General features: G+C 72.8%; 17 protein-coding genes. 5 read left to right on the top strand and 12 right to left on the bottom strand.

Translation table 11 applies throughout. From position 1 onward, the window contains the following. The first annotated feature begins 331 nt into the window (after positions 1 to 331). Positions 332 to 823, top strand: coding sequence for an Lrp/AsnC family transcriptional regulator (locus M1P99_RS03070; protein ID WP_304451168.1), 492 nt, complete (start codon positions 332 to 334; stop codon positions 821 to 823). Positions 824 to 855: 32 nt separating this feature from the next. On the opposite strand, the gene M1P99_RS03075 is transcribed toward M1P99_RS03070, so the two are convergent. From M1P99_RS03075 to deoC, 6 genes are read right to left on the bottom strand one after another with little or no spacing between them, the layout of a single operon-like run. After that, a complete protein-coding gene (locus tag M1P99_RS03075; RefSeq protein WP_304451169.1) occupies positions 856 to 2,526 on the bottom strand; it encodes a phospho-sugar mutase in 1,671 nt (556 codons plus the stop codon). 17 nt (positions 2,527 to 2,543) lie between these two features. After that, positions 2,544 to 3,341: a purine-nucleoside phosphorylase gene (locus tag M1P99_RS03080; protein WP_304451170.1), complete on the bottom strand. Its 798-nt coding sequence runs from the start codon at positions 3,339 to 3,341 to the stop codon at positions 2,544 to 2,546. Then, on the bottom strand, positions 3,338 to 3,985 hold the full coding sequence (locus M1P99_RS03085; RefSeq protein ID WP_304451171.1) for a GNAT family N-acetyltransferase: 648 nt from the start codon (positions 3,983 to 3,985) through the stop codon (positions 3,338 to 3,340). The genes M1P99_RS03080 and M1P99_RS03085 overlap by 4 nt, the downstream gene beginning before the upstream one ends. A gap of 58 nt (positions 3,986 to 4,043) precedes the next feature. Beyond that, positions 4,044 to 4,988: an aldehyde dehydrogenase gene (locus M1P99_RS03090; protein WP_304451172.1), complete on the bottom strand. Its 945-nt coding sequence runs from the start codon at positions 4,986 to 4,988 to the stop codon at positions 4,044 to 4,046. Beyond that, positions 4,981 to 6,411: an aldehyde dehydrogenase family protein gene (locus M1P99_RS03095; protein ID WP_304451173.1), complete on the bottom strand. Its 1,431-nt coding sequence runs from the start codon at positions 6,409 to 6,411 to the stop codon at positions 4,981 to 4,983. Before M1P99_RS03095 ends, M1P99_RS03090 begins: the two co-directional genes overlap by 8 nt. 3 nt (positions 6,412 to 6,414) lie before the next feature. Further along, positions 6,415 to 7,362 carry a deoxyribose-phosphate aldolase gene (gene deoC / locus M1P99_RS03100; RefSeq protein ID WP_304451174.1) on the bottom strand — a complete coding sequence of 316 codons (948 nt, stop codon included), beginning with the start codon at positions 7,360 to 7,362 and terminating at the stop codon, positions 6,415 to 6,417. Between the two features lie 354 nt (positions 7,363 to 7,716). Between deoC and M1P99_RS03105 the strand changes: the two genes are divergently transcribed. Further along, positions 7,717 to 8,406 (top strand): hypothetical protein, encoded by a 690-nt coding sequence (locus M1P99_RS03105; protein WP_304451175.1) that lies wholly within the window; start codon positions 7,717 to 7,719, stop codon positions 8,404 to 8,406. A gap of 43 nt (positions 8,407 to 8,449) precedes the next feature. Here the strand turns inward: M1P99_RS03105 and M1P99_RS03110 are convergent, their stop codons facing one another. The 3 genes from M1P99_RS03110 to M1P99_RS03120 all read right to left on the bottom strand — a co-directional run bounded on the left by M1P99_RS03110 (position 8,450) and on the right by M1P99_RS03120 (position 12,871). After that, on the bottom strand, positions 8,450 to 9,715 hold the full coding sequence (locus tag M1P99_RS03110) for a heparan-alpha-glucosaminide N-acetyltransferase domain-containing protein (RefSeq protein WP_304451176.1): 1,266 nt from the start codon (positions 9,713 to 9,715) through the stop codon (positions 8,450 to 8,452). Positions 9,716 to 9,808: 93 nt separating this feature from the next. Further along, positions 9,809 to 11,899 carry an acetoacetate--CoA ligase gene (locus tag M1P99_RS03115; protein WP_304451177.1) on the bottom strand — a complete coding sequence of 697 codons (2,091 nt, stop codon included), beginning with the start codon at positions 11,897 to 11,899 and terminating at the stop codon, positions 9,809 to 9,811. Positions 11,900 to 12,196: 297 nt separating this feature from the next. Then, the gene (locus M1P99_RS03120; protein ID WP_304451178.1) at positions 12,197 to 12,871 is read right to left on the bottom strand and encodes an HAD family hydrolase; all 675 of its coding nucleotides are present in this window, start codon (positions 12,869 to 12,871) and stop codon (positions 12,197 to 12,199) included. A 217-nt stretch (positions 12,872 to 13,088) separates the two neighbouring features. Between M1P99_RS03120 and M1P99_RS03125 the strand changes: the two genes are divergently transcribed. Further along, a complete protein-coding gene (locus M1P99_RS03125; RefSeq protein ID WP_304451179.1) occupies positions 13,089 to 15,086 on the top strand; it encodes a Xaa-Pro dipeptidyl-peptidase in 1,998 nt (665 codons plus the stop codon). Positions 15,087 to 15,090: 4 nt separating this feature from the next. Here the strand turns inward: M1P99_RS03125 and M1P99_RS03130 are convergent, their stop codons facing one another. Beyond that, positions 15,091 to 15,753: a DUF4126 domain-containing protein gene (locus tag M1P99_RS03130; protein ID WP_304451180.1), complete on the bottom strand. Its 663-nt coding sequence runs from the start codon at positions 15,751 to 15,753 to the stop codon at positions 15,091 to 15,093. Positions 15,754 to 15,870: 117 nt separating this feature from the next. Continuing rightward, positions 15,871 to 16,116 (bottom strand): DUF2630 family protein, encoded by a 246-nt coding sequence (locus M1P99_RS03135; RefSeq protein ID WP_304451181.1) that lies wholly within the window; start codon positions 16,114 to 16,116, stop codon positions 15,871 to 15,873. 271 nt (positions 16,117 to 16,387) lie between these two features. Here M1P99_RS03135 and M1P99_RS03140 point away from each other — a divergent pair, with 271 nt between their 5' ends. Further along, positions 16,388 to 16,678, top strand: a complete 291-nt coding sequence (locus M1P99_RS03140; RefSeq protein WP_121179995.1) for a metal-sensitive transcriptional regulator — start codon at positions 16,388 to 16,390, stop codon at positions 16,676 to 16,678. 74 nt (positions 16,679 to 16,752) lie between these two features. Next, positions 16,753 to 17,424 carry a metal-sensitive transcriptional repressor family protein gene (locus M1P99_RS03145; protein ID WP_304451182.1) on the top strand — a complete coding sequence of 224 codons (672 nt, stop codon included), beginning with the start codon at positions 16,753 to 16,755 and terminating at the stop codon, positions 17,422 to 17,424. On the opposite strand, the gene M1P99_RS03150 is transcribed toward M1P99_RS03145, so the two are convergent. Further along, the gene (locus M1P99_RS03150; protein WP_304451183.1) at positions 17,409 to 18,785 is read right to left on the bottom strand and encodes an NAD(P)/FAD-dependent oxidoreductase; all 1,377 of its coding nucleotides are present in this window, start codon (positions 18,783 to 18,785) and stop codon (positions 17,409 to 17,411) included. The genes M1P99_RS03145 and M1P99_RS03150 overlap by 16 nt on opposite strands. Between the last annotated feature and the right edge of the window lie 91 nt (positions 18,786 to 18,876).

The raw sequence follows: 18,876 nt of genomic DNA on the forward strand, positions 1-18,876 counted from the left end.
GGCGCGGGACGAGAACTTCTGCCAGGTTCTTCGCGGCCCCGTGTAGTTACTCACCAGTCAGGGAAACCCCCCTCCCATCCCAGGCATCCACCATGAGTACAGTCAGACGCCCGGCGCGCTCCCCTGCACGTCGGGCGAGGACGGGGACCACGCACCCGCTCCGTTCGGCTCCCCCGACCCGACTCCCGCTGGTTCCGCATTCCGATCCAGACGTCTCACCGAATGAGACGACAATGGAAGAAAACAACGTTTACCTGGTAGTTCGTTAGCCCCAGTCAATGACGACACCAGGGGTCAGCAGCTACGACAAGAGCACACGAGGAGCACGCACATGGCCATGGGCGAACAGCGCAGGAACGGCCGGCGGCCGGATACGACCGACCAGACGATCCTCAGCGCGCTCGCCAAGGACGCGCGAACCGGGATCACGGAGATCGCCGCGCTCGCCAACGTCTCCCGGGCCACTGCCTACAACCGGATCAAGCGGCTCACCGACGAGGGCGTCATCCGCGGGTACTCCGTGGTGACGGACCACTCCAAGATGGGACTGGGGGTCACCGCTCTCGTCCTCATCTCCGGCAGCCAGCCCGACTGGAGGGCCAACAGGGAGATCCTGTCCTCCTACCCGGAGATCGAGTACTGCTGGTACGTGGTGGGCTCCGCCGACATCGTCCTACTCGTCCGCGTCGCCAACACCAACCAGCTGCGCGACCTGATCCTGACCCGCCTGCAGTCGCTCCCCGGTGTGACGTCCACCCAGACGCTCACCGTCATTGACGAGGTCGTACACCGACCGGTCGTGGAGCCCTCCACGGGTGACTAACGCGCGTGCGGAGGGTCCTCAGCGGCCTCCGATCACGCACTGACCGCACCGGCGACCGAGGCCATCAGCTCGGACAGCAGTTCCGAGCCGCGCGCGCGGGTGGCCGCCACGTCGCCGTCCACGTCCAACACCACCTCGACGTAGGCCTTCAACTTGGGCTCGGTGCCCGAGGGCCGCAGCGTCACGCGTCCCAGGACGCTGCCCTCCACACGGAAGCGCAGCGCGTCGGTCGGCGGCAGATCCCCCCGGCCACCCGCGAAGTCATCGACTCCCGCGACCTTCAGGGGGCCGAACGCGGTGGGCGGTTCGGCGCGCAACCGCCGCATCGCCGCGGCGATGACCGCCAGGTCGTCCACCCGCACCGACAGCTGGTCGCTCAGGTGCAGCCCGTACCGCCGGGCCTGCGCGTCGAGCAGGTCGACCAGGGTCAGCCCCCCGCGCTTGGCGTCCGCCGCCAGCGCCGCCACGGCCAGCGCCGCGCTGATCCCGTCCTTGTCGGCCACCGGTCGGCCGCCGTCGCCGCCGACGCAGTACCCCAGGGCCTCCTCGAAGCAGAACACCCTGCGCTGCCCCGGCGCCCCGGCCCGTGCCAGCCACTTGAACCCGGTCAGGGTCTCCTCGTAGTGCACTCCGCGGTCCGCCGCGATCTTGCCGAGCAGGCTGGAGGAGACGATGGAGGTGGCCACCACGCGCTCCGGACCGGACGTGTGGTCGAGCACGTACTCCGCCAGCAGACCGCCGACCTCGTTGCCGGTGAGCAGACCGTACCCGGGCACGGCCACCGCCAGGCGGTCCGCGTCCGGGTCGTTGGCGATCACCAGGTCGGCCCCCGCCGCCTCGCCCTCCGCGGCGGCCATGTCCATGGCGCCCGGCTCCTCGGGGTTGGGGAACTCCACGGTCGGGAAGTCCGGGTCCGGATCGAACTGGGCGGCGACCACGGCCGGGCGGGCGAACCCGGCCCGTTCCATGGCGCGGAGCAGCACCCGGCCGCCCACGCCGTGCATGGCCGTGTAGGCCGTCGACAGGTCGCGTTCGGTGCCCAGCGGCAGTGCGGTGATCGCGGCCAGGTAGCGCTCCACCGCCTCCTCCCCCAGGACCGTCCAGCCCTCGCCCAGGGGCAGCGAGCCGACCGGTCCGACGGCGTCGATGGCCGCGGCGATCTCGGTGTCGACCGGTGAGACGATCTGGGCCCCGGCGTCGGGGCCCGTGCCGCCGACGTAGACCTTGTAGCCGTTGTCCTGGGGCGGGTTGTGGCTGGCCGTCACCATGATCCCGGCGTCGGCGGCCAGGTCGCGCACGGCGAAGGCCAGCACCGGGGTGGGCAGCGGTCCGGGCAGGACCGACACCCGGTGCCCGGCCCCGGTGAGCACGGCCGCGCTGTCGGCCGCGAAGTCCGCGGAGCGGTGCCGGGCGTCGTAGCCGATGACCACGTGCCGGCCGCCGCCGAGCCAGGCGCCGATCCCGGCGGCGGCCCGCATGACCACGGCCCGGTTCATCCGGTTGGGGCCGGCGCCCAGCGCCCCGCGCAGTCCGGCCGTGCCGAACTCCAGACTCGTGGCGAAGCGGTCGCGGAGGTCGGCCAGCGCGGCCTCCCCTCCGTCCTCGGCCAGGGCCAGCAGCCCGGCCAGTTCCGCGCGCGTGGCGGGGTCGGGGTCCTGGTCGAGCCAGTCCCGGGCCCGGGTGAGGAGTTCGGCGTCGGTCATCGGCGGTCGGGGTCCCTTCATACTTTGGCGACGATGTCCGTGAGCAGGCGGCCCACGGTCCCGGCGGCGTCGCGGCCGGTGGTCAGCACCTTCTCGTGGTCGAGGTCGGCGCCCTCCAGCCCGGCGGCGACGTTGGTGACCAGGGACAGCCCGAGCACCCGGGCCCCCGCCTCGCGGACGGCGATGGCCTCCAGCGCGGTGGACATGCCGACCAGGTCGGCGCCCATGGACCGGAGCATGCGGATCTCGGCGGGGGTCTCGAAGTGCGGGCCGGGCATGGCGGCGTAGACGCCCTCGGGCAGCTCCGGCGCGATCGAGCGGGCCAGCGCGCGCAGCTCGCTGGAGTAGGTGTCGGAGAGGTCGACGAAGGTGGCGCCGGTCAGCGGGGACCGGGCGGTCATGTTGATGTGGTCGGCGATGAGCACGGCGGAGCCCACGGGGTAGGCGGGGTTGATGCCGCCCGCGGCGTTGGTGAGCACGACCGTGCGCGCCCCGGCGGCCACGGCGGTGCGCACCCCGTGGACGACGGCGTCGGTGCCGTGGCCCTCGTACAGGTGGGTGCGGCCGAGGAAGGCGAGGATGTGGCGGTCGCCGTCGCTGATGCTGCGCACGGTGCCGCTGTGGCCGGCGACCCCCGGCGGGAGGAAGCCCGGGAGATCGGAGGCGGGGAACTCGTGGGTGGAGTCGCCGAGGAGGTCGGCGGCGGGGGCCCAGCCCGAGCCCATGACCAGGGCCACGTCGTAGCCGTCCACACCGGTGCGCGAGCGCAGCTCGGTTGCGGCCTCCGCGGCGGCGGCCTGGGGTGTGCGAGTCACTGGGTGTTCTCCGTTCGTTCGTGCCGCGGGAGCGGCGCGTGGTGCACTCCCGTGGACAGGGGGCGGGACATGACGAGTTGCGGGCCGGCGCTCTCCACGATCCGCCGCCCGGTGGGGGCGAACCCGGCGGCCGCGTAGACGCGCTCCGCCTGGTGGTTGGCCTCGTTGACGCACAGCACGATCTCGGCGGTGGTGGGAGCCACGCCCGCGACCAGGAGGTCCAGCAGCGGAGCGGCGCACGCCGCCCGCCCGACCCCCCGGCCCTGCCATTCTGGCGTGACGTAGTAGGCGCGCAGCAGTACCGCGCGCTTCGGCGCGTCGACCAGAGGGGTGAGGGCACCGCCCCGGTCGATGATGCCGAAGCCGACACAGGCCTTCCTGGCCGCGGCCGGATCGGTGGGCGCCGCACCGGTGAGCAGCACCGCGAAGGGGAAGCGGTCGGGGTCGGCGTCGGCGGCGGGCAGCGTGGCCACGGGCAGCCCCGTGTACCTGGACTGCCCGGGGGCCAGCCGGTGGCGCAGCACGGCCCGGCGCAGCAGCGCGACCTCCGGTGTGGTCCGGTCCAGGCGCACCAGGCGCAGCCCGGTGACGCCCTCGGCGTCGGGTCGCTCGGGGTCTGTCTGTCCTCGCGTGTCGGTCGGCACCTTCACTCCTCGTCGGCCACGTCGGACCGGGGCCCGGGCGGGCCCCGGTCCGACAGTGTCACACCCCGATCGGATGCCAGACGGTCTTGGTCTCCAGGAACGGTGTCATCCGGGAGGTGCCGGGGTCGGCGTCCAGCCAGGCGTCCTCGCCCGCCCCCGACTCCGGGCCCGGGCGCACGACCCTGGTCAGGGTGGTCGCCGCGGTCCGCTCGAACTCCGTGGCCAGGTCCCCGGCGCCGGTCAGGTCCAGGGCGTTGACGTCGGCGTGCGCGGCCAGGTGCGGTCCGAGTTCTCCCGCGCGTCCGGTGAGCAGGTTGACGACGCCGCCGGGCAGGTCGGAGGTGGCCAGGACCTCGGCCAGGTCGACGGCGGCCAGCGGCGCGTGCTCGGAGGTGACCACGACCGCGGTGTTGCCGGTGGCGATGACCGGGGCGACCACGCTGGTCAGGCCGAGCAGTGGGGCGTTCTGGGGCGCGAACACGGCCACGACCCCGGTGGGCTCGGGCGCGGAGTGGTTGTAGTACGGCCCCGAGACCGGGTTGGCCCCGCCGAGCACCTGGGCCACCTTGTCGGTCCAGCCGGCGTAGTACACCCAGCGGTCGACGGCGGCCGAGACCACGCGTTCGGCGGCGCCCCGCGAAAGCCCCTGGGCGGCCACGGCCTGCGCGGTGAACTGCTCGCGCCGGCCCTCCAGTACCTCGGCGACCCGGTACAGGATCTGGCCGCGGTTGTAGGCGGTACGCGTCGACCAGCCGCCGAAGGCCTTGCGGGCCGCCACGACGGCCTCGCGCGCGTCCTTGCGCGAGGCCAGGGAGGCGTTGGCCAGGTGGTCGCCCTTGGCTGAGGTCACCGGGTAGCTCCTGCCGGACTCCGAGCGTGGGAAGGCCCCGCCCAGGTAGAGCTTGTAGGTCTTGCGGACCGCCAGGCGCCCGGGGACCGGCGCCGCCTCCGCGGCACCCTTCCCGGGGTTCTTCCCGGCATTGCCCTTGCGCCGCTCAGCCAAGGTAGGCCTCCAATCCGTGCCGTCCGCCCTCGCGGCCGTATCCCGACTCCTTGTAGCCGCCGAAGGGGCTGGTCGGGTCGAACTTGTTGAACGTGTTGGACCAGATGACGCCGGCGCGCAGGCGCTCGGCGGTCCAGAGCATGCGTGAGCCCTTCTCGGTCCACACGCCCGCGGACAGGCCGTAGGGGGTGTTGTTGGCCTTGGCCACCGCTTCCTCCGGCGTGCGGAAGGTCAGCACGGACAGCACCGGGCCGAAGATCTCCTCGCGGGCCACCCGGTGGGCCTGGCTGACACCGGTCAGCAGGGTCGGCGCGAACCAGTAGCCGGTGGAGGGCAGCGCGCAGGGCGGCGACCAGCGCTCGACGCCCTCCTCCGCCCCGGAGTCGGTCAGCTCGCGGATGCGCTCCAGCTGGGCGGCGGAGTTGATCGCGCCGATGTCGGTGTTCTTGTCCAGCGGGTCGCCCAGCCGCAGCTTGGCCACGCGGTCCTTCAACCGGGGCAGCAGTTCCCCGGCGATCGACTCCTGGACCAGCAGCCGGGACCCGGCGCAGCACACGTGGCCCTGGTTGAAGAAGATGCCGGAGACGATGCCCTCGACGGCCTGGTCGATCGCCGCGTCGTCGTAGACGATGTTGGCGCCCTTGCCGCCCAGCTCCAGGGTGAGGCGCTTGTCGGTGCCCGCGACGGAGCGGGCGATGCTCCGGCCGACCTCGGTGGAGCCGGTGAAGGCGACCTTGTCGGTGCCGGGGTGCTCCACCAGGGCGCGGCCGGTCGGGCCCGCGCCGGTGAGGATGTTGACCACGCCCGGAGGCAGGTCGGCCTCCTGGCAGATCTCGGCGAAGACCAGCGCGGTCAGCGGAGTGGTCTCGGCGGGCTTGAGCACGACCGTGTTGCCGGTGGCCAGCGCCGGGGCGACCTTCCACGCCAGCATGAGCAGCGGGAAGTTCCACGGGATGACCTGGGCGGCCACGCCCAGCGGGCGCGGGTCGGGGCCCAGGCCCGCGTGGCGGAGCTTGTCGGCCCAGCCCGCGTAGTAGAAGAAGTGGGCGGCGACCAGCGGCAGGTCGACGTCGCGCGTCTCCTTGATGGGCTTGCCGTTGTCCATGGACTCCAGCACGGCCAGTTCGCGCGAGCGCTCCTGGATGATCCGGGCGATGCGGAACAGGTACTTGCCGCGCTCGGCGCCGCTCATCCGGCTCCACACGGTGTCGTAGGCGCGGCGGGCGGCGGTGACGGCGCGGTCGACGTCGGCTTCGCCCGCGACGGCCACCTGGGCGAGCTTGGTCTCATCGGCCGGGTTCAGGGTGGTGAGGTACTCACCGCCCTCGGCGGGGGCGAACCCGCCGTCGACGAACAGGTCGTAGGTCTCGCGCAGGGTGACGACGGAGCGGGACTCCGGCGCGGGCGCGTACTCGAAGATCACGGCTCAGTCCTGCGTGTAGTAGTCGGGGCCCGGGTAGGTGCCCGTGGTCAGCCTGGTGCGCTGCATGAGCAGGTCGTTGAGCAGGCTGGAGGCACCGATCCGGAACAGGTCCGGGGTCAGCCAGGCGGGGCCGGCGATCTCGTTGACCAGCACCAGCTGGCGGATGGCGTCCTTGGTGGTGCGGATGCCGCCCGCGGGCTTGACTCCCACGCGGGCGCCGGTGGCGGCGTGGTGGTCGCGCACGGCCTCCAGCATGACCAGGACCACGGGCGGGGTCGCGGCGGGCGCCACCTTGCCGGTGGAGGTCTTGATGAAGTCGGCACCGGCGCGGACGGCCAGGTGCGAGGCGCGGCGCACGTTGTCGTAGGTGACCAGCTCGCCGGTCTCCAGGATGACCTTCAGGTGGGCGGGTCCACAGGCCTCCCTGACGGCGACGATCTCGTCGTGGACCTTCAGGTAGTCCCCGGACAGGAACGCGCCGCGGTCGATCACCATGTCGATCTCGACGGCCCCGTCGGCCACCGCCCGCCGGGTGTCGGCGAGCTTGACCTCCAGCGGAGCGCGGCCCGCGGGGAAGGCGGTGGCGACCGAGGCGACGCCGACACCGGTGCCGCGCAGGGCCTCGACGGCCGTGGCGACCATGTCCGGGTACACGCACACGGCGCCCACGCGGGGCACGGTGCGGTCGGCGGGGTCGGGGAGGGCGGCCTTGGCGCACAGGGCGCGCACCTTGCCGGGCGTGTCGGCGCCCTCCAGGGTGGTCAGGTCCACCATCGAGATGGCGAGGTCGATCGCCTGGGCCTTGGCCGTGGTCTTGATCGACCGCGTGGCCAGGTCCTGGGCGCGGGCACGCGCGCCGACCTCGTCCACGCCCGGGAGGCCGTGCAGGAACGCCCGGAGCGCGCGGTTGGTCGTCGCCTCCGGCGCTGTTGCGGTGTGGGACACGGGCACCTACTGCTCGGTGGGTCGGTGTGCTGGTCACGGGGCCCACGAGTGCTGTGGCCAGCAAGAACGTGGGCCTCGGCGGTCCGGCTCCGGCGGGGTCTCCCCCGGCCCGGGGCCGTCAGGCAGTCACCATAACCCCGGGCGCCGCCGACGTCAGTACCCGCCCGGACCGCACCGCCGAAGGTTGGAGAAGACTCCAACACGACAGTCGTCCCACCTTTGGCGCATCCTCCAATCCCCTGCCGGAAATCCCTGGGAACGGGCTCTTCGCGCGGCCTCCGCACCGGAGTCGGCGCCCTCGCGGTCTAGACCGGACAGTCCACCGCGTGTCCGGCCGCGCGGAGGTCCTAACCTGGGGGCATGGCGGAGTTCCGGATCAGTAGCGATGACACACAGGTCGACCTGCGCAGGATGGCCACGGCGCTGGCCGAGTCCCAGGGCTGGGCCCGCGAGGACGTCAGCATCTGGGACAACCGCCGGGGCGAGGTCATCGTCACCGTCGACGACGCACTGCTGCGCAAGCGCGAGGTCGACCCGTTGCACCGCCCCCGGCACACGCCGCGCGCCGTGCACGAGGCGTGCGAGTACCTGCGCCGCGAGGACGATTCGCTGCGCCGGGTGGACTTCCGGGTCCTGCGCGACGTCACCGCGCGGTTCTTCTCCGCCGGGTGGACCGTCGCCGACGTACTGCACGCCCTGGCCTCGCGGCCCGACGGCGCGGCCTGGCCCGAGGGCCCGGACTACCAGGGCACCGACTGGCTCCAGGCGCGGCTGGGGGCCTGGCGCACCGCCAACGGCGACATCCGGCCCTCGCACTCGCAGGAGGCCGCCCAGCTGCGTGTGATCAGCCGCGCGGGGCTCCCCATGGACATCGGTCTGCCCGAGGACGCCGAGGTCGCGCAGCGCCCCGTGGCGAGCCGCGCGGTGGCCCGCTCCGCGGCCGACGACGCGCGCCGCCTCATCCGGCAGAACACGCGCACCACCACCGACTCCCTGGCCCTGCGCGACCGCACCTCGCACCACATCACCCGCCCCGGCCACGAGTCCTAGCTAGCGCAGGGGCCGGGGCGCGGGAGGCCGCGGGTCCGCATGCTCACGGCGCCCGGCGCCGCTCCTCCAACCGCTCCTCCACGATGGCCACCGCGCCGTCGGCGGCCGCCGCCAAGCCGGCCTCGGCCGGCCCCCGGGCCGCGATCAGGCGCCACAGTGTGGCGAAGACGAGCGCGCCGAACACGAACCACTCCAGCAGCCAGGGCTGGCGCCACCCGACCGCGTCGCCCGCGACGAGCACCATCAGGACCAGGATGTGCCCCGTGTAGACCGTCAGCGGCATCCGTCCCACGGAGGCGAGCGGGTACATCGGCCACCGCGCGTGCTCGGCCAGCCACACGCAGGCCACGAGCACGATGAGGCCCTGCCCGACCGCCTCGGCGATCTCGAAGGTCGTCCCGGTGTGCGGCGTGTTCACCGCCAGCCACCACCAACTGTCGGTGGGGACCTGGCCGGAGATGGAGTTGGCCTCGTCCATCACGCCCGCGCGCAGTCGGTCCAGCAGGACGGGGTCCATGCCCGGCGTGATGGGGAAGCCCCCCATGAACGCGGTGCCCTGCTCCACCAGACGGTCGAGCCCGCCCAGCGGGTGGAGCAGCAGCCAGGACCCCCCGTAGGCGAACACCGACAGGCCGGCGCCGATCCCCAGCAGGCGCAGCCGCACGGCCGTGGAGCGCAGGTCCATCCGGCCCACGGCCAGGCCCGCGGCCACGAACGCCATGAAGGTGATCGCCGGGTAGTAGCCGGTGAGGAGGAACTCGGTCAGCGAGGACAGCGAGGACGTACGGGGGCCGGCCTCCACGACCGTGTCGCGCAGCAGGAAGGACAGCGGCGGCCCGACCACCGCCAGGGCGCCCGCCACCGCCCACAGCGCTCCCGAGCGCAGGCGGGTCAGCGGAAGGGCCAGGACGAAGTAGCCGGCGTAGTAGGTGAGGATGATGGCGACCGGCACGCCGGTGAAGTCCAACAGGATGCCGAGCAGTCCGATGAGCACGGCGCGCGTGAGCACCCGCACGGCGGCGCGCCGCCGGCCGTCGCCGGTGACGGGGGAGGTCCGGCCGGTCATCAGCGCCAGGGAGAGCCCGGCCAGCAGCGCGAACAGCGCCGAGGAGTTGCCGCGCACCTGGCCGTGCAGGGTCCACGCGTAGCCCTCCGGGGACAGCAGTCCCATGGACTCCACGCCCAGGTGCACGGCGAACATGCCGAAGACGGCGAGCGCGCGCGCGGCGTCGACACCGTCGATGCGCGCGGGTCCGGAGGGGGCCGCGTCGGGGGAGGCGGCGGCGTCGTCGGATCGGTTCTGTGCCACGTTCGTCAGAGTATGCGCGTTCCGTTCAGCCGCCCAAGGCCGCATGTCGGACCGGGTGGGAGGCGGGGGCCACCGCCTCCCACCCGGCACGGGTCACTCCTGGTCGGCGAGCTCGCTGAAGTGGTCCAGCGCCTCCGGGTTGGCCAGGGAGTCGCGGCTGGCCACCTTGTCGGGGCTCTCGCCCATCAGGATGCGCTTGACCGGGACCTCCAGGACCTTGCCCGACAGGGTGCGCGGCACCGCGCTGATGGCGCGCACCCGGTCGGGCACGTGCCGCGGCGAGCAGTCGGTCCGGATCCTCCGGGCGATCTCCTTGGGCAGGTCGCCCTCCAGGTCCGCGCCGGGCCGCAGCACGGTGAACAGCTCGATCCGGGACGACCCGTCCCCCTGGGGCACGTCCACGACCAGGGCGTCGAGCACGTCGTCCAGGGCCAGCACCGCCCGATAGATCTCGCTGGTGCCCATGCGCACGCCGCCGCGGTTGATGGTGGAGTCCGAGCGGCCGTAGATGACGGCGGTGCCGCGCTCGGTGATCTCGATCCAGTCGCCGTGGCGCCAGATCCCGGGGTAGACGGAGAAGTAGCTGTCGCGCAGCCGCTCGCCGTCGTCGTCGCCCCAGAAGAAGACCGGCATGGACGGCGCGGGCTCGGTGACCACGAGTTCTCCGACCTCGCCCACCAGCTCCTTGCCGTCCGGGTCCCAGGAGGCCACGGCCATGCCCAGGGCACGCGACTGGATCTCGCCCTCGTAGACCGGCAGGGTCGGCGTGCCGCCCACCAGACAGCTGCACACGTCGGTGCCGCCGCTGGTGGAGAACAGCCACAGGTCGTCGCCGAACTCCTCGTACACCCAGGCGAAGGCCTCCGGGCTGAGCGGAGAGCCGGTCGAGCCGATGGCCCGCAGCCGCGACAGGTCGCGCCCGCGGTCGGGGTGCACGCCCTCCTTCATGCAGGAGGACAGGTACCCGGCACTGGTACCGAACACCGTCACCCCGGCCTCGGCCGCCAGGTCCCACAGCCCGCCCAGGTCCGGAGCGGGTGCCGCGGCCGACGGCCGTCCGTCGAGGGGGGCGGGCCCGCCGCCCCGCGGTGCCGCAGGGGCGGCGGGCGACCGGTGGGCGGGGCTGCCGTCGTACAGGACGATGGAGGCCTCGGTCAGCAACACGCTGACGAGGAAGTTCCACATCATCCACCCGGTGGTGGTGAACCAGAGGACCCGGTCGTCCTCGTGGGCGTCCAGGTGCAGGTGCAGGTTCTTGAGCTGTTCCAGGAGGATGCCGCCGTGCCCGTGCACGATCGCCTTGGGCAGGCCGGTGGTGCCCGAGGAGTACAGCACCCACAGGGGGTGGTCGAAGGGCACGGAGGCGAACTCCAGCTCCGCGTCCTCCCCGCCGGACGCCTCCAGGTCGCCCCACTCGACGGTGCCCTCCATCGGCAGGCCCGGCCGGAGGTAGTCCAGCAGCACGGTGTGCTCGACGGTGGGCAGCGCGGCGCGCAGCTCCTCGACCACCGGGCGGCGGTCGAAGTCCCTGCCGCCGTAGCGGTAGCCGTCGACGGCCAGCAGGACCTTCGGCTCGATCTGGGCGAAGCGGTCGATGACGCTGCGCACGCCGAAGTCCGGTGAGCAGGAGGACCACACCGCGCCCAGGGAGGACACGGCGAGGAACGCGGCGACGGTCTCGGGCAGGTTGGGCAGGTAGCCGACCACCCGGTCGCCGGGTCCGACGCCGAGATCGCGCAGGCCGGCGGCGATGGCGGCGGTGCGCCGGCGCAGTTCGCCCCAGGTCCAGGCGGCGAGCGGCCGCAGTTCCGTGGCGTGACGGATGGCGACCCTGTCGTCGTCGCGGTCGGCGAACACGTGCCGGGCGAAGTTGAGGGTGGCCCCGGGGAACCAGCGGGCCCCGGGCATGGCCCGTTCGGGGAGGACCTCGTCGTAGGGGGTGTCGGCTCGGACGCCGTAGTACTCCCAGATCGCGGCCCAGAAGTCCTCGATGTCGGTGGTCGACCAGCGCCACAGGGCGTCGTAGTCGAAGGCCCCGGCCGCGTCCGGGGACGCCCCTGGCCCGCCGAAGGCCCGCACCCCCTTATTGTCCGCGGCCCATCGGGCGAACGCGACGATGTTGGAGGACTCGACCGTCGCTTCGTCGGGCTCCCAGAGCACCCGGGGGACGCTGCTCTCCGTCATTGGCCCGCCTTCCAGATCAGTGTGTTGCGTGTGGCTCTGAGACCCATCTAACAACACGGCCCGGGGGCGGCGGAGCCCCGGCCTCGCACTGGCGAGCACCGGGACGCGGAGGCGTGTGCGCAGGTCACCATGGGGGTCGTGGGGCTGTGGGAGCCCCACGTGCCGGGTGTGCGCCAAGGGTGGAGGTCCCCCATTGACAACCGCCGGACGATGCGTGCCATGAGTGGTGGGACCATCCCACCTCGCGTGGTGTGACGGCCGGGTGCGGCGGAGCGCACGCGACCCCCGCTGCCGCCCTCAGACGGCGCGCAGTGCCGCGACGGCCGCCGCGGGAGTGTCCACGACCGGAGCGCCGGTGGCCGCCAGGCGCTCGCGGGCCATGAGGCCGCCCGCGACCAGGATGGCGTTCGCGCCCGCCTCTCGGGCGGCCCGGGCGTCGTCGTCGATGTCACCGATGAGGACGACCTTGGCGGGGTCGATGCCCTGCCGGTCCAGGTGGTGGACCAGGTGCTCGGCCTTGGAGTCCTGCTCCGCCTCGAACCTGCGCCCCTCGACCCGCTCGAAGTGGCCGGTCAGGCCGCGCTCGGACACCAGCGGCACCAGGTGGTCGTGCGAGGCCATGGACAGCAGGGACTGGCTTCCGCCGCCGTCGCGCCAGGTGTGCAGCACGTCGGGCACGCCCTCGGACAGGGAGCAGGAGGGCAGGTGCTCCAGGTAGTGCGCGTCGTAGAGCCGCTCGGCCCGCTCCCACTCGCCGTCCACGAAGCGGCGCCCGAGGAGCTCCTCGTAGCAGGGGACGAGGGGGCGCCGGAAGACCGACCGCCAGTACTCCAGCTCCACCGGGGGGCGGCCGAACGCGGCGCACACGGCGTTCACCGCGGCGAGGTTGGCGTGGTTGTCGTCCAGGAGGGTGCCGTTCCAGTCCCAGACGATGTGCGTGATGTCGTTTCGGTCGAATGTCATCTCAGTCATTGGTCGCACTTTAGGACAATCGCCCGGTGTGACGCCCTGTTTTTCCGGGATGACCTGCGTCGCTTCCGTGCGTTCGCGTACTCGCACCGCAAGAGTGTCCCAGGACACGACGGCGGCCATAGCGCTTTCGATAACGCGGCGTTGGCCCCCTTGGACGGACGGTCGGCTTCGGAGACGATGGCCCGGCTCGGATCCCCTTCGACGAGGAGCCACCCCCTTGCCACCCTCCCCCGGCAACGCACGATCCCTCCTCACGCGCGCGGGCACCGTCGCCACCGCCGCGCTGACGGCCGCCGCGGTGCTGACCGCTCCGGCGGCCGCCGAATCCCCCTCTCTGGTGATCGAGGACGGCCGCACCCAGGTCGCCTTCGAGTTCGCGGACGCGATCTACCAGGAGGTCGACATACGGACGGAGGCCGACAGCGACGGCGACGGCGAGTTCGACACGGTCCGCATGCGGATCCTGCGCCCCAAGGAGAGCGACGCGGGTCTGGACGTCGCCACCATCATCGAGCCCAGCCCCTACTGGGCGGGCGGCAACCCGGTCACCAACCACGACGTGGACCTGGACACCGACGAGGCCGGAACGGTCCCGCGGGGCGGACCGCGCGCCGACGGGACCGCCCTGGGCGCGGCCCTGGACCCCGCGGGCACCGGCGGCCCGGACGCCGCGGCCGCGCGCTCCGGTCCCCGCACGTCGTTCTCCGGCTACTACGACAACTACTTCCTGCCGCGCGGGTACGCCGTGGCCCAACTCGACAGCCTGGGCAGCGGCGACTCCACCGGCTGCCCCACCTCGGGCGCGCACAACGAGTCGCTGGGCGCCAAGGCGGCCGTGGAGTGGCTGACCGGCGACGCCGTCGGCTGGGACGCCGACGGGGAGGAGGTCACCGCCGACTGGTCCAACGGCGCGGCCGCGATGACCGGGATCTCCTACAACGGGACCCTGCCCACCGCCGCCGCCACGACCGGTGTGGAGGGGCTGAAGACGATCGTCCCGCAGGCGGCGATCTCCTCCTGGTACGGCTACTACCGCGAGGGCGGCGCCGTGCGCGCCCCCGGCGGCTACCAGGGCGAGGACGCCGACGTCCTGGCCGAGTACGTGTACACGCGCGAGGACGAGGAGATCTGCCGGCCGGTGATCGACGCGCTCACCGAGGAGCAGGACCGCGTCAGCGGCGACTACTCGGAGTTCTGGGCCGAGCGGAACTACCTCGACGACGCCGACGAGATCCGGGCGAGCGTGTTCCTGGTGCACGGGCTCAACGACCGCAACGTCATGCCGGGCCAGGCCGCCGACCTGTGGGCGGCCCTGGAGGAGAACGACGTCCCGCGCAAGCTGTGGCTGCACCAGGGCGCGCACATCAACCAGCTCTACCTGCGCACCGACCCGTGGCTGGACCAGTTGCACGGCTGGTTCGACCACTGGCTCTACGAGGTCGACAACGGCATCACCGACGAGCCCGCCGTGGACGTGGAGGGCACCGACGGAACGTGGACGGCCCAGGCGGACTGGCCGGGCGAGGGGACGGTGCCGGTCAAGCTGCACCTGAACACCGGTTCCGACACCGCCACCGGCGGACTCGCACCGCGTCCGCGGCCGGTGCGCGACGGCGCCGAGTCCTTCACCGACCAGGGCCGCACGCTCTCACCGGACGACCTGCTCGGCGACCCGGACTCCCCCGGAACGACGTCACTGGTCTACGTGACCGAGGAGCTGAGCGAGGACGTGCGCCTGAGCGGTTCGGCGCGGATCTCGGTGCGCGCGGCGATGGACGGCCCCTCGCCGTTCCTCACCGCCGCCCTGGTCGACCTGGGCACCGCCGAGCGGCCGACCGGACGCCTGCGGTACGACTTCGACGACATGAACTGCTACGGCGAGTCCGTTCCGGGCGACACCGGCTGCGTCCCGACGGGGCACCACGTCACCGAGGAGGCCGATCACGCGATCGTCGCGCGCGGCTGGCTGGACGCGCGCAACCGCACCTCGTGGGAGCGGCAGCGGCCCGTGGTGGCCGGGCAGTACTACCGCTACCGGTGGGACCTGCAGCCGGGCGACCACGTGTTCCCGGCCGGGCACCGGATCGGGGTCATGGTGGTCTCAACCGACCACGACCACACCCTGCGCTACCCGGCCGGGACCGAGGTGAGCGTCGACACCAACACCGCGCACGTGACCCTGCCGGTCGCCTCCGGGCACGACGCCCTCGGCTGACCGGTCACCCGTCGCCGCGGCCCAGGCGCCCCCGCCCCCGCGCGGGGGCGCCGTCGTCCGCCGCCTTCCCGGCACGGCGCCGGCGGCGCCCGCGTACCGCCCAGACCCCGGCCGCGACCATCAGTGGGAACACCACCAGGACGAGCAACGGCAGCAGGATCGCCACCAGGGACGCCACGACACTGACCACGTCCTCCACGAACGACACCACCGGGGCGGCCGCGCCGAAGCTCAGGGAGTTCAGGACCGGCCGCGCCAGGGTCTTGACGGCGTGGAAGACCAGCGCGATCACCATGCCCGCGACGACCGGGAGCCAGCTCACACCGTCGCCGGCCCCGGCCGCGGAGGTGGAAGCGGTGCCGGTGAGCTCGGCGAGGTCGACCGCGGAGGCACCGGCGCCGAAGGTGATGCCGCCCGCGGAGGGCCGGACCACCGTCTGGACGACGTCGTTGAGGCTGTCGAGGGCGGGGATCTTGTCGGCGGCGAACTCGACCACCAGGAGCACGGTGAGGACCACGAGGGTGACCGGGTGTTCCAGCCACTGCCAGGCCGCGCCCAGGGGGATCAGATCGGTGAAGCGTGCGATCAACCCGACCGCGAGGAGGGGGATGTAGGCGTTGAGCCCTGCCGCTGAGGACAGTCCCAGGCCGGTGAGCGTGGCGATCATGGCTTCCTTCGTGAGCTGCGTGCGACGGCGGGGGCCGCGTTCGGGCGCGGCCCCCGCCGTGGCGCCGTCCTATCCGGAGTGGACGCTCGCGAAGCCCCTGTGGTTTCGCCTCCTCCGCTACTGCCAGTACTGCTCGACCTCGGGCACCGGGCGGACCTCGGCCCCGTCGGGGTCCTGTCCGTGCTCTCTGCGGGCACGCCGCTGCCGGAGCAGGTCCCAACACTGGTCGAGCGACTCCTCCACCTCCCTCATCCGGGACCGTTCGGTGGGTTCCAGCCCTCCGGGCCGTGAGCGGAGCGTGTGCTCCTCCTCCATCAGGGCCCTCACGGTGGACAGGATCTCGTTCTCGGCGCTGTGGCTCATACCGCCATGGTCGGCACGCCCGGTGCCCGGGGCAAGGCTCCGTGCCCCGGCTTGTCGAGTGCGGACCCGAAGTTGACGAGCATCCGCGTACGGGGCCCGTCACGGGGTATCGGTCCCCCGATTGTCTGGGAAACTCCTACTACAGCCGTGTTCACGGTGCGGAGCGGCACGTGGGCACGTGCGCGCGGAATGCCGTCCGAACCTCCGCGGTTGGATACCTTGAGGGGGTATGGTTGTGGCATCTGTTCAGGGACGACACGGAGACGACGGCATGGTGGGCAACCACGGTTACAGCGACGACAAGCAGAGCCACATCAACCGGCTGCGCCGCATCGAGGGACAGATCCGCGGCCTGCAGCGCATGGTCGAGGACGACCAGTACTGCATCGACATCCTCACGCAGACGTCGGCGGTCAACAAGGCGCTGCGCTCCTTCGCACTGTCCATGCTGGACGAACACCTCAAGCACTGTGTGGCGAACGCGGTCGCCAACGGCGGGGACGAGGCCGACGAGAAGGTCCGCGAGGCCTCCGACGCCATCGCCCGACTGGTCCGCTCCTGAGGAGCGCGTGACCGGTTCCGGCCGCCTCCCGAGGCGGCGGACCGGGCGGTGAGCCACCGCCTATTCTGGGCGCCATGTCCCCCGAACAGTCGCGTCCCCCCGCGCCCAACCGCCGTTCCACCGCCCTGGAGCGGCGGTTGGCGGTTCCCGTCCTGGTCGCGGCGGTGGTGTCCGTGCCGGCCCTCTTCCTCGGCGTCTGGGGCGAGGGGATCTGGGCCACGGCCGGCGACCGGATCAACTGGGCGGCCGGCATCGTCCTGTGGGCCGAGTGGATCATGCTGATCGCGCTGGCCGACAACAAGCGGGAGTGGCTGCGCACGCACTGGTGGGCGACCGTCGTGGCGGCCGTGACCGTACCCGCCGTCCTCCTCGCTCTCGGTCCGGCCCAGGTCCTGCGGCTGGTGCGCGTGTTCGGGACCCTTCCGCTGCTGCGCGTCACCCGCATCATCGAGGCGGGGGGCGTCCTGCGCCGCCGTATGGGCCTGACCGGCCGGCTCGGCCGGATGGTCGCGGCCACGACGACCCTGCTGGCGGCCGTGTTCGTGACCGCGGTCCTGGCCGACCCGGCCTCGGCCGGCCGCGGCTACGCCGAGGAGGCCATCGCCCTTCTGGAACCCTGGCCGACCGCGCTGGCGGTGGGGCTCACCGCGGCCGCCACCGCCGTGGTCCTGGCCTACCGCTGGCGGCGGGTCCGCGCCGCGCGGGCGCGGACCGGACCACCGAGTCCGGCTCAGTCCTCGCCGTAGCGCTCGCGCAGGTTCTCCAGCAGCCGGGAGCCCTCCCGGCCGGCGCTCTCGGTGTCCAGGTACTCCACCTCCTCGTTGGCCACGAACGACGCCGGGCGCCCGTCGTCGGCGAAGCCGAGACGGGAGACCTCCCCGCCGGTGGCCGCCCTGATCGCCCAGTTGGCCATGATGCGGGCCCGGGCGGGCGCCGAGGGCACCGCCGCCACGTGGTATCCGCGGGTGACGGCCAGCGCCGACAGCCCGGTGAGCTCGACGTTGAGCACGCGGGCCAGGGCGTCCTTGCCGCTCAGGTCCACGACCAGGCCCATGTCGCGGTGCCGGAACTCCCGCAGCGGACGGCCCAGGATCGAGGCGCACACGTTCTCGGCCGCGGTCGCCGCCTGCCGGCTCGCGTACTGGGCGGTCGGCGGGCAGTACGGGGTCTCCGGGTGGGAGAGGTTGGGCACCGCCGCCGCGTCCCCGACCGCGAACACCTCGGGCAGCCCCGGGACGCGCAGGTCGGAGTCCACCTCCAGGCGGCCGCGCTGGGTGGGCTTGCCCAACGTCTCCATGAGCGGGCTGGGCGCCATGCCGGCGGTCCAGATGAGCGTGCGGCAGGGCAGGGCCCGCCCGTCGGTGAGAACGACCTTGTCCGCGGTCACCTCGCGGACGCTGACCTTGAGCTTGACCTCGATCCCCATCGAGCGCAGCATGTCCAGCGCCCTGCGGCCGAGACGGTCGCCGAGTTCCGGCAGCACCTTGGGCGCGATGTCGACCAGGTGCCAGCGGATCACCGACCGCAGCTCGGGGTAGCGCCGGGCGGCCTCCTCGGTCAGGCGCATGAGCGAGGCCGCGGTCTCCACGCCGGTGTAGCCGCCGCCGACGACGATGAAGCGGCAGCGCTCCTCGCGTTCGACCGGGTCGCGGCTGTCGTTGGCCAGTTCGAGCTGGGCCAGGACGTGGTCGCGCAACAGCACGGCCTCGGCCAGGGTCTTGGCGCCGTAGGCGTGCTCGGTCAGGCCGGGGATGTCGAAGCCGCGTGTCAGGCCGCCGGGGGCCAGGACCAGCCGGTCGTAGCGCACCGGAGCCAACTCCCCGGTGGAGCGGCGCACGACGAGCGTGCGGTCGGCGGTGTCGACGCCGACCGCGTGTCCGGGGATCAGCCGGGTGTCCCGGGTGAGCCGGTGCACGGACATCGCGACCGACTGGGGCGTCAGCAGGCCCGAGGCCACCTGGGGCAGCAAGGGGCTGTAGAGCATGTAGTCGTGTGGTGCGACGAGGGCGATGTCGGCCGCCCCTGTCGGGATGCGGCGTTCGAGGTGACGAAGGGTGTGGACGCCGCCGAAGCCCGCGCCTACCACCACGATCCGAGGCCGAGACATGAGTACATCGCTCCTTCTTCGTGTCGTGGTGCGGTACGTGCATCGCACCCGGACGAGGCCGGGACGTGGGGCGTACCCACTGCACCGCGGC

The sequence above is a fragment of the Nocardiopsis sp. YSL2 genome, from assembly GCF_030555055.1.
In the GTDB taxonomy this organism is placed as follows: domain Bacteria; phylum Actinomycetota; class Actinomycetes; order Streptosporangiales; family Streptosporangiaceae; genus Nocardiopsis.

Excerpts from the sequence above, each read along its gene's own strand:
- M1P99_RS03070 (WP_304451168.1), top strand. The coding sequence starts at position 332 with ATGGCCATGGGCGAACAGCGCAGGAACGGCCGGCGGCCGGATACGACC.
- M1P99_RS03120 (WP_304451178.1), bottom strand. The coding sequence starts at position 12,871 with ATGACTGAGATGACATTCGACCGAAACGACATCACGCACATCGTCTGG.
- M1P99_RS03150 (WP_304451183.1), bottom strand. The coding sequence starts at position 18,785 with ATGTCTCGGCCTCGGATCGTGGTGGTAGGCGCGGGCTTCGGCGGCGTC.
- M1P99_RS03105 (WP_304451175.1), top strand. The coding sequence starts at position 7,717 with ATGGCGGAGTTCCGGATCAGTAGCGATGACACACAGGTCGACCTGCGC.
- M1P99_RS03075 (WP_304451169.1), bottom strand. The coding sequence starts at position 2,526 with ATGACCGACGCCGAACTCCTCACCCGGGCCCGGGACTGGCTCGACCAG.
- M1P99_RS03145 (WP_304451182.1), top strand. The coding sequence starts at position 16,753 with ATGTCCCCCGAACAGTCGCGTCCCCCCGCGCCCAACCGCCGTTCCACC.
- M1P99_RS03135 (WP_304451181.1), bottom strand. The coding sequence starts at position 16,116 with ATGAGCCACAGCGCCGAGAACGAGATCCTGTCCACCGTGAGGGCCCTG.
- M1P99_RS03140 (WP_121179995.1), top strand. The coding sequence starts at position 16,388 with ATGGTGGGCAACCACGGTTACAGCGACGACAAGCAGAGCCACATCAAC.
- M1P99_RS03130 (WP_304451180.1), bottom strand. The coding sequence starts at position 15,753 with ATGATCGCCACGCTCACCGGCCTGGGACTGTCCTCAGCGGCAGGGCTC.
- M1P99_RS03115 (WP_304451177.1), bottom strand. The coding sequence starts at position 11,899 with ATGACGGAGAGCAGCGTCCCCCGGGTGCTCTGGGAGCCCGACGAAGCG.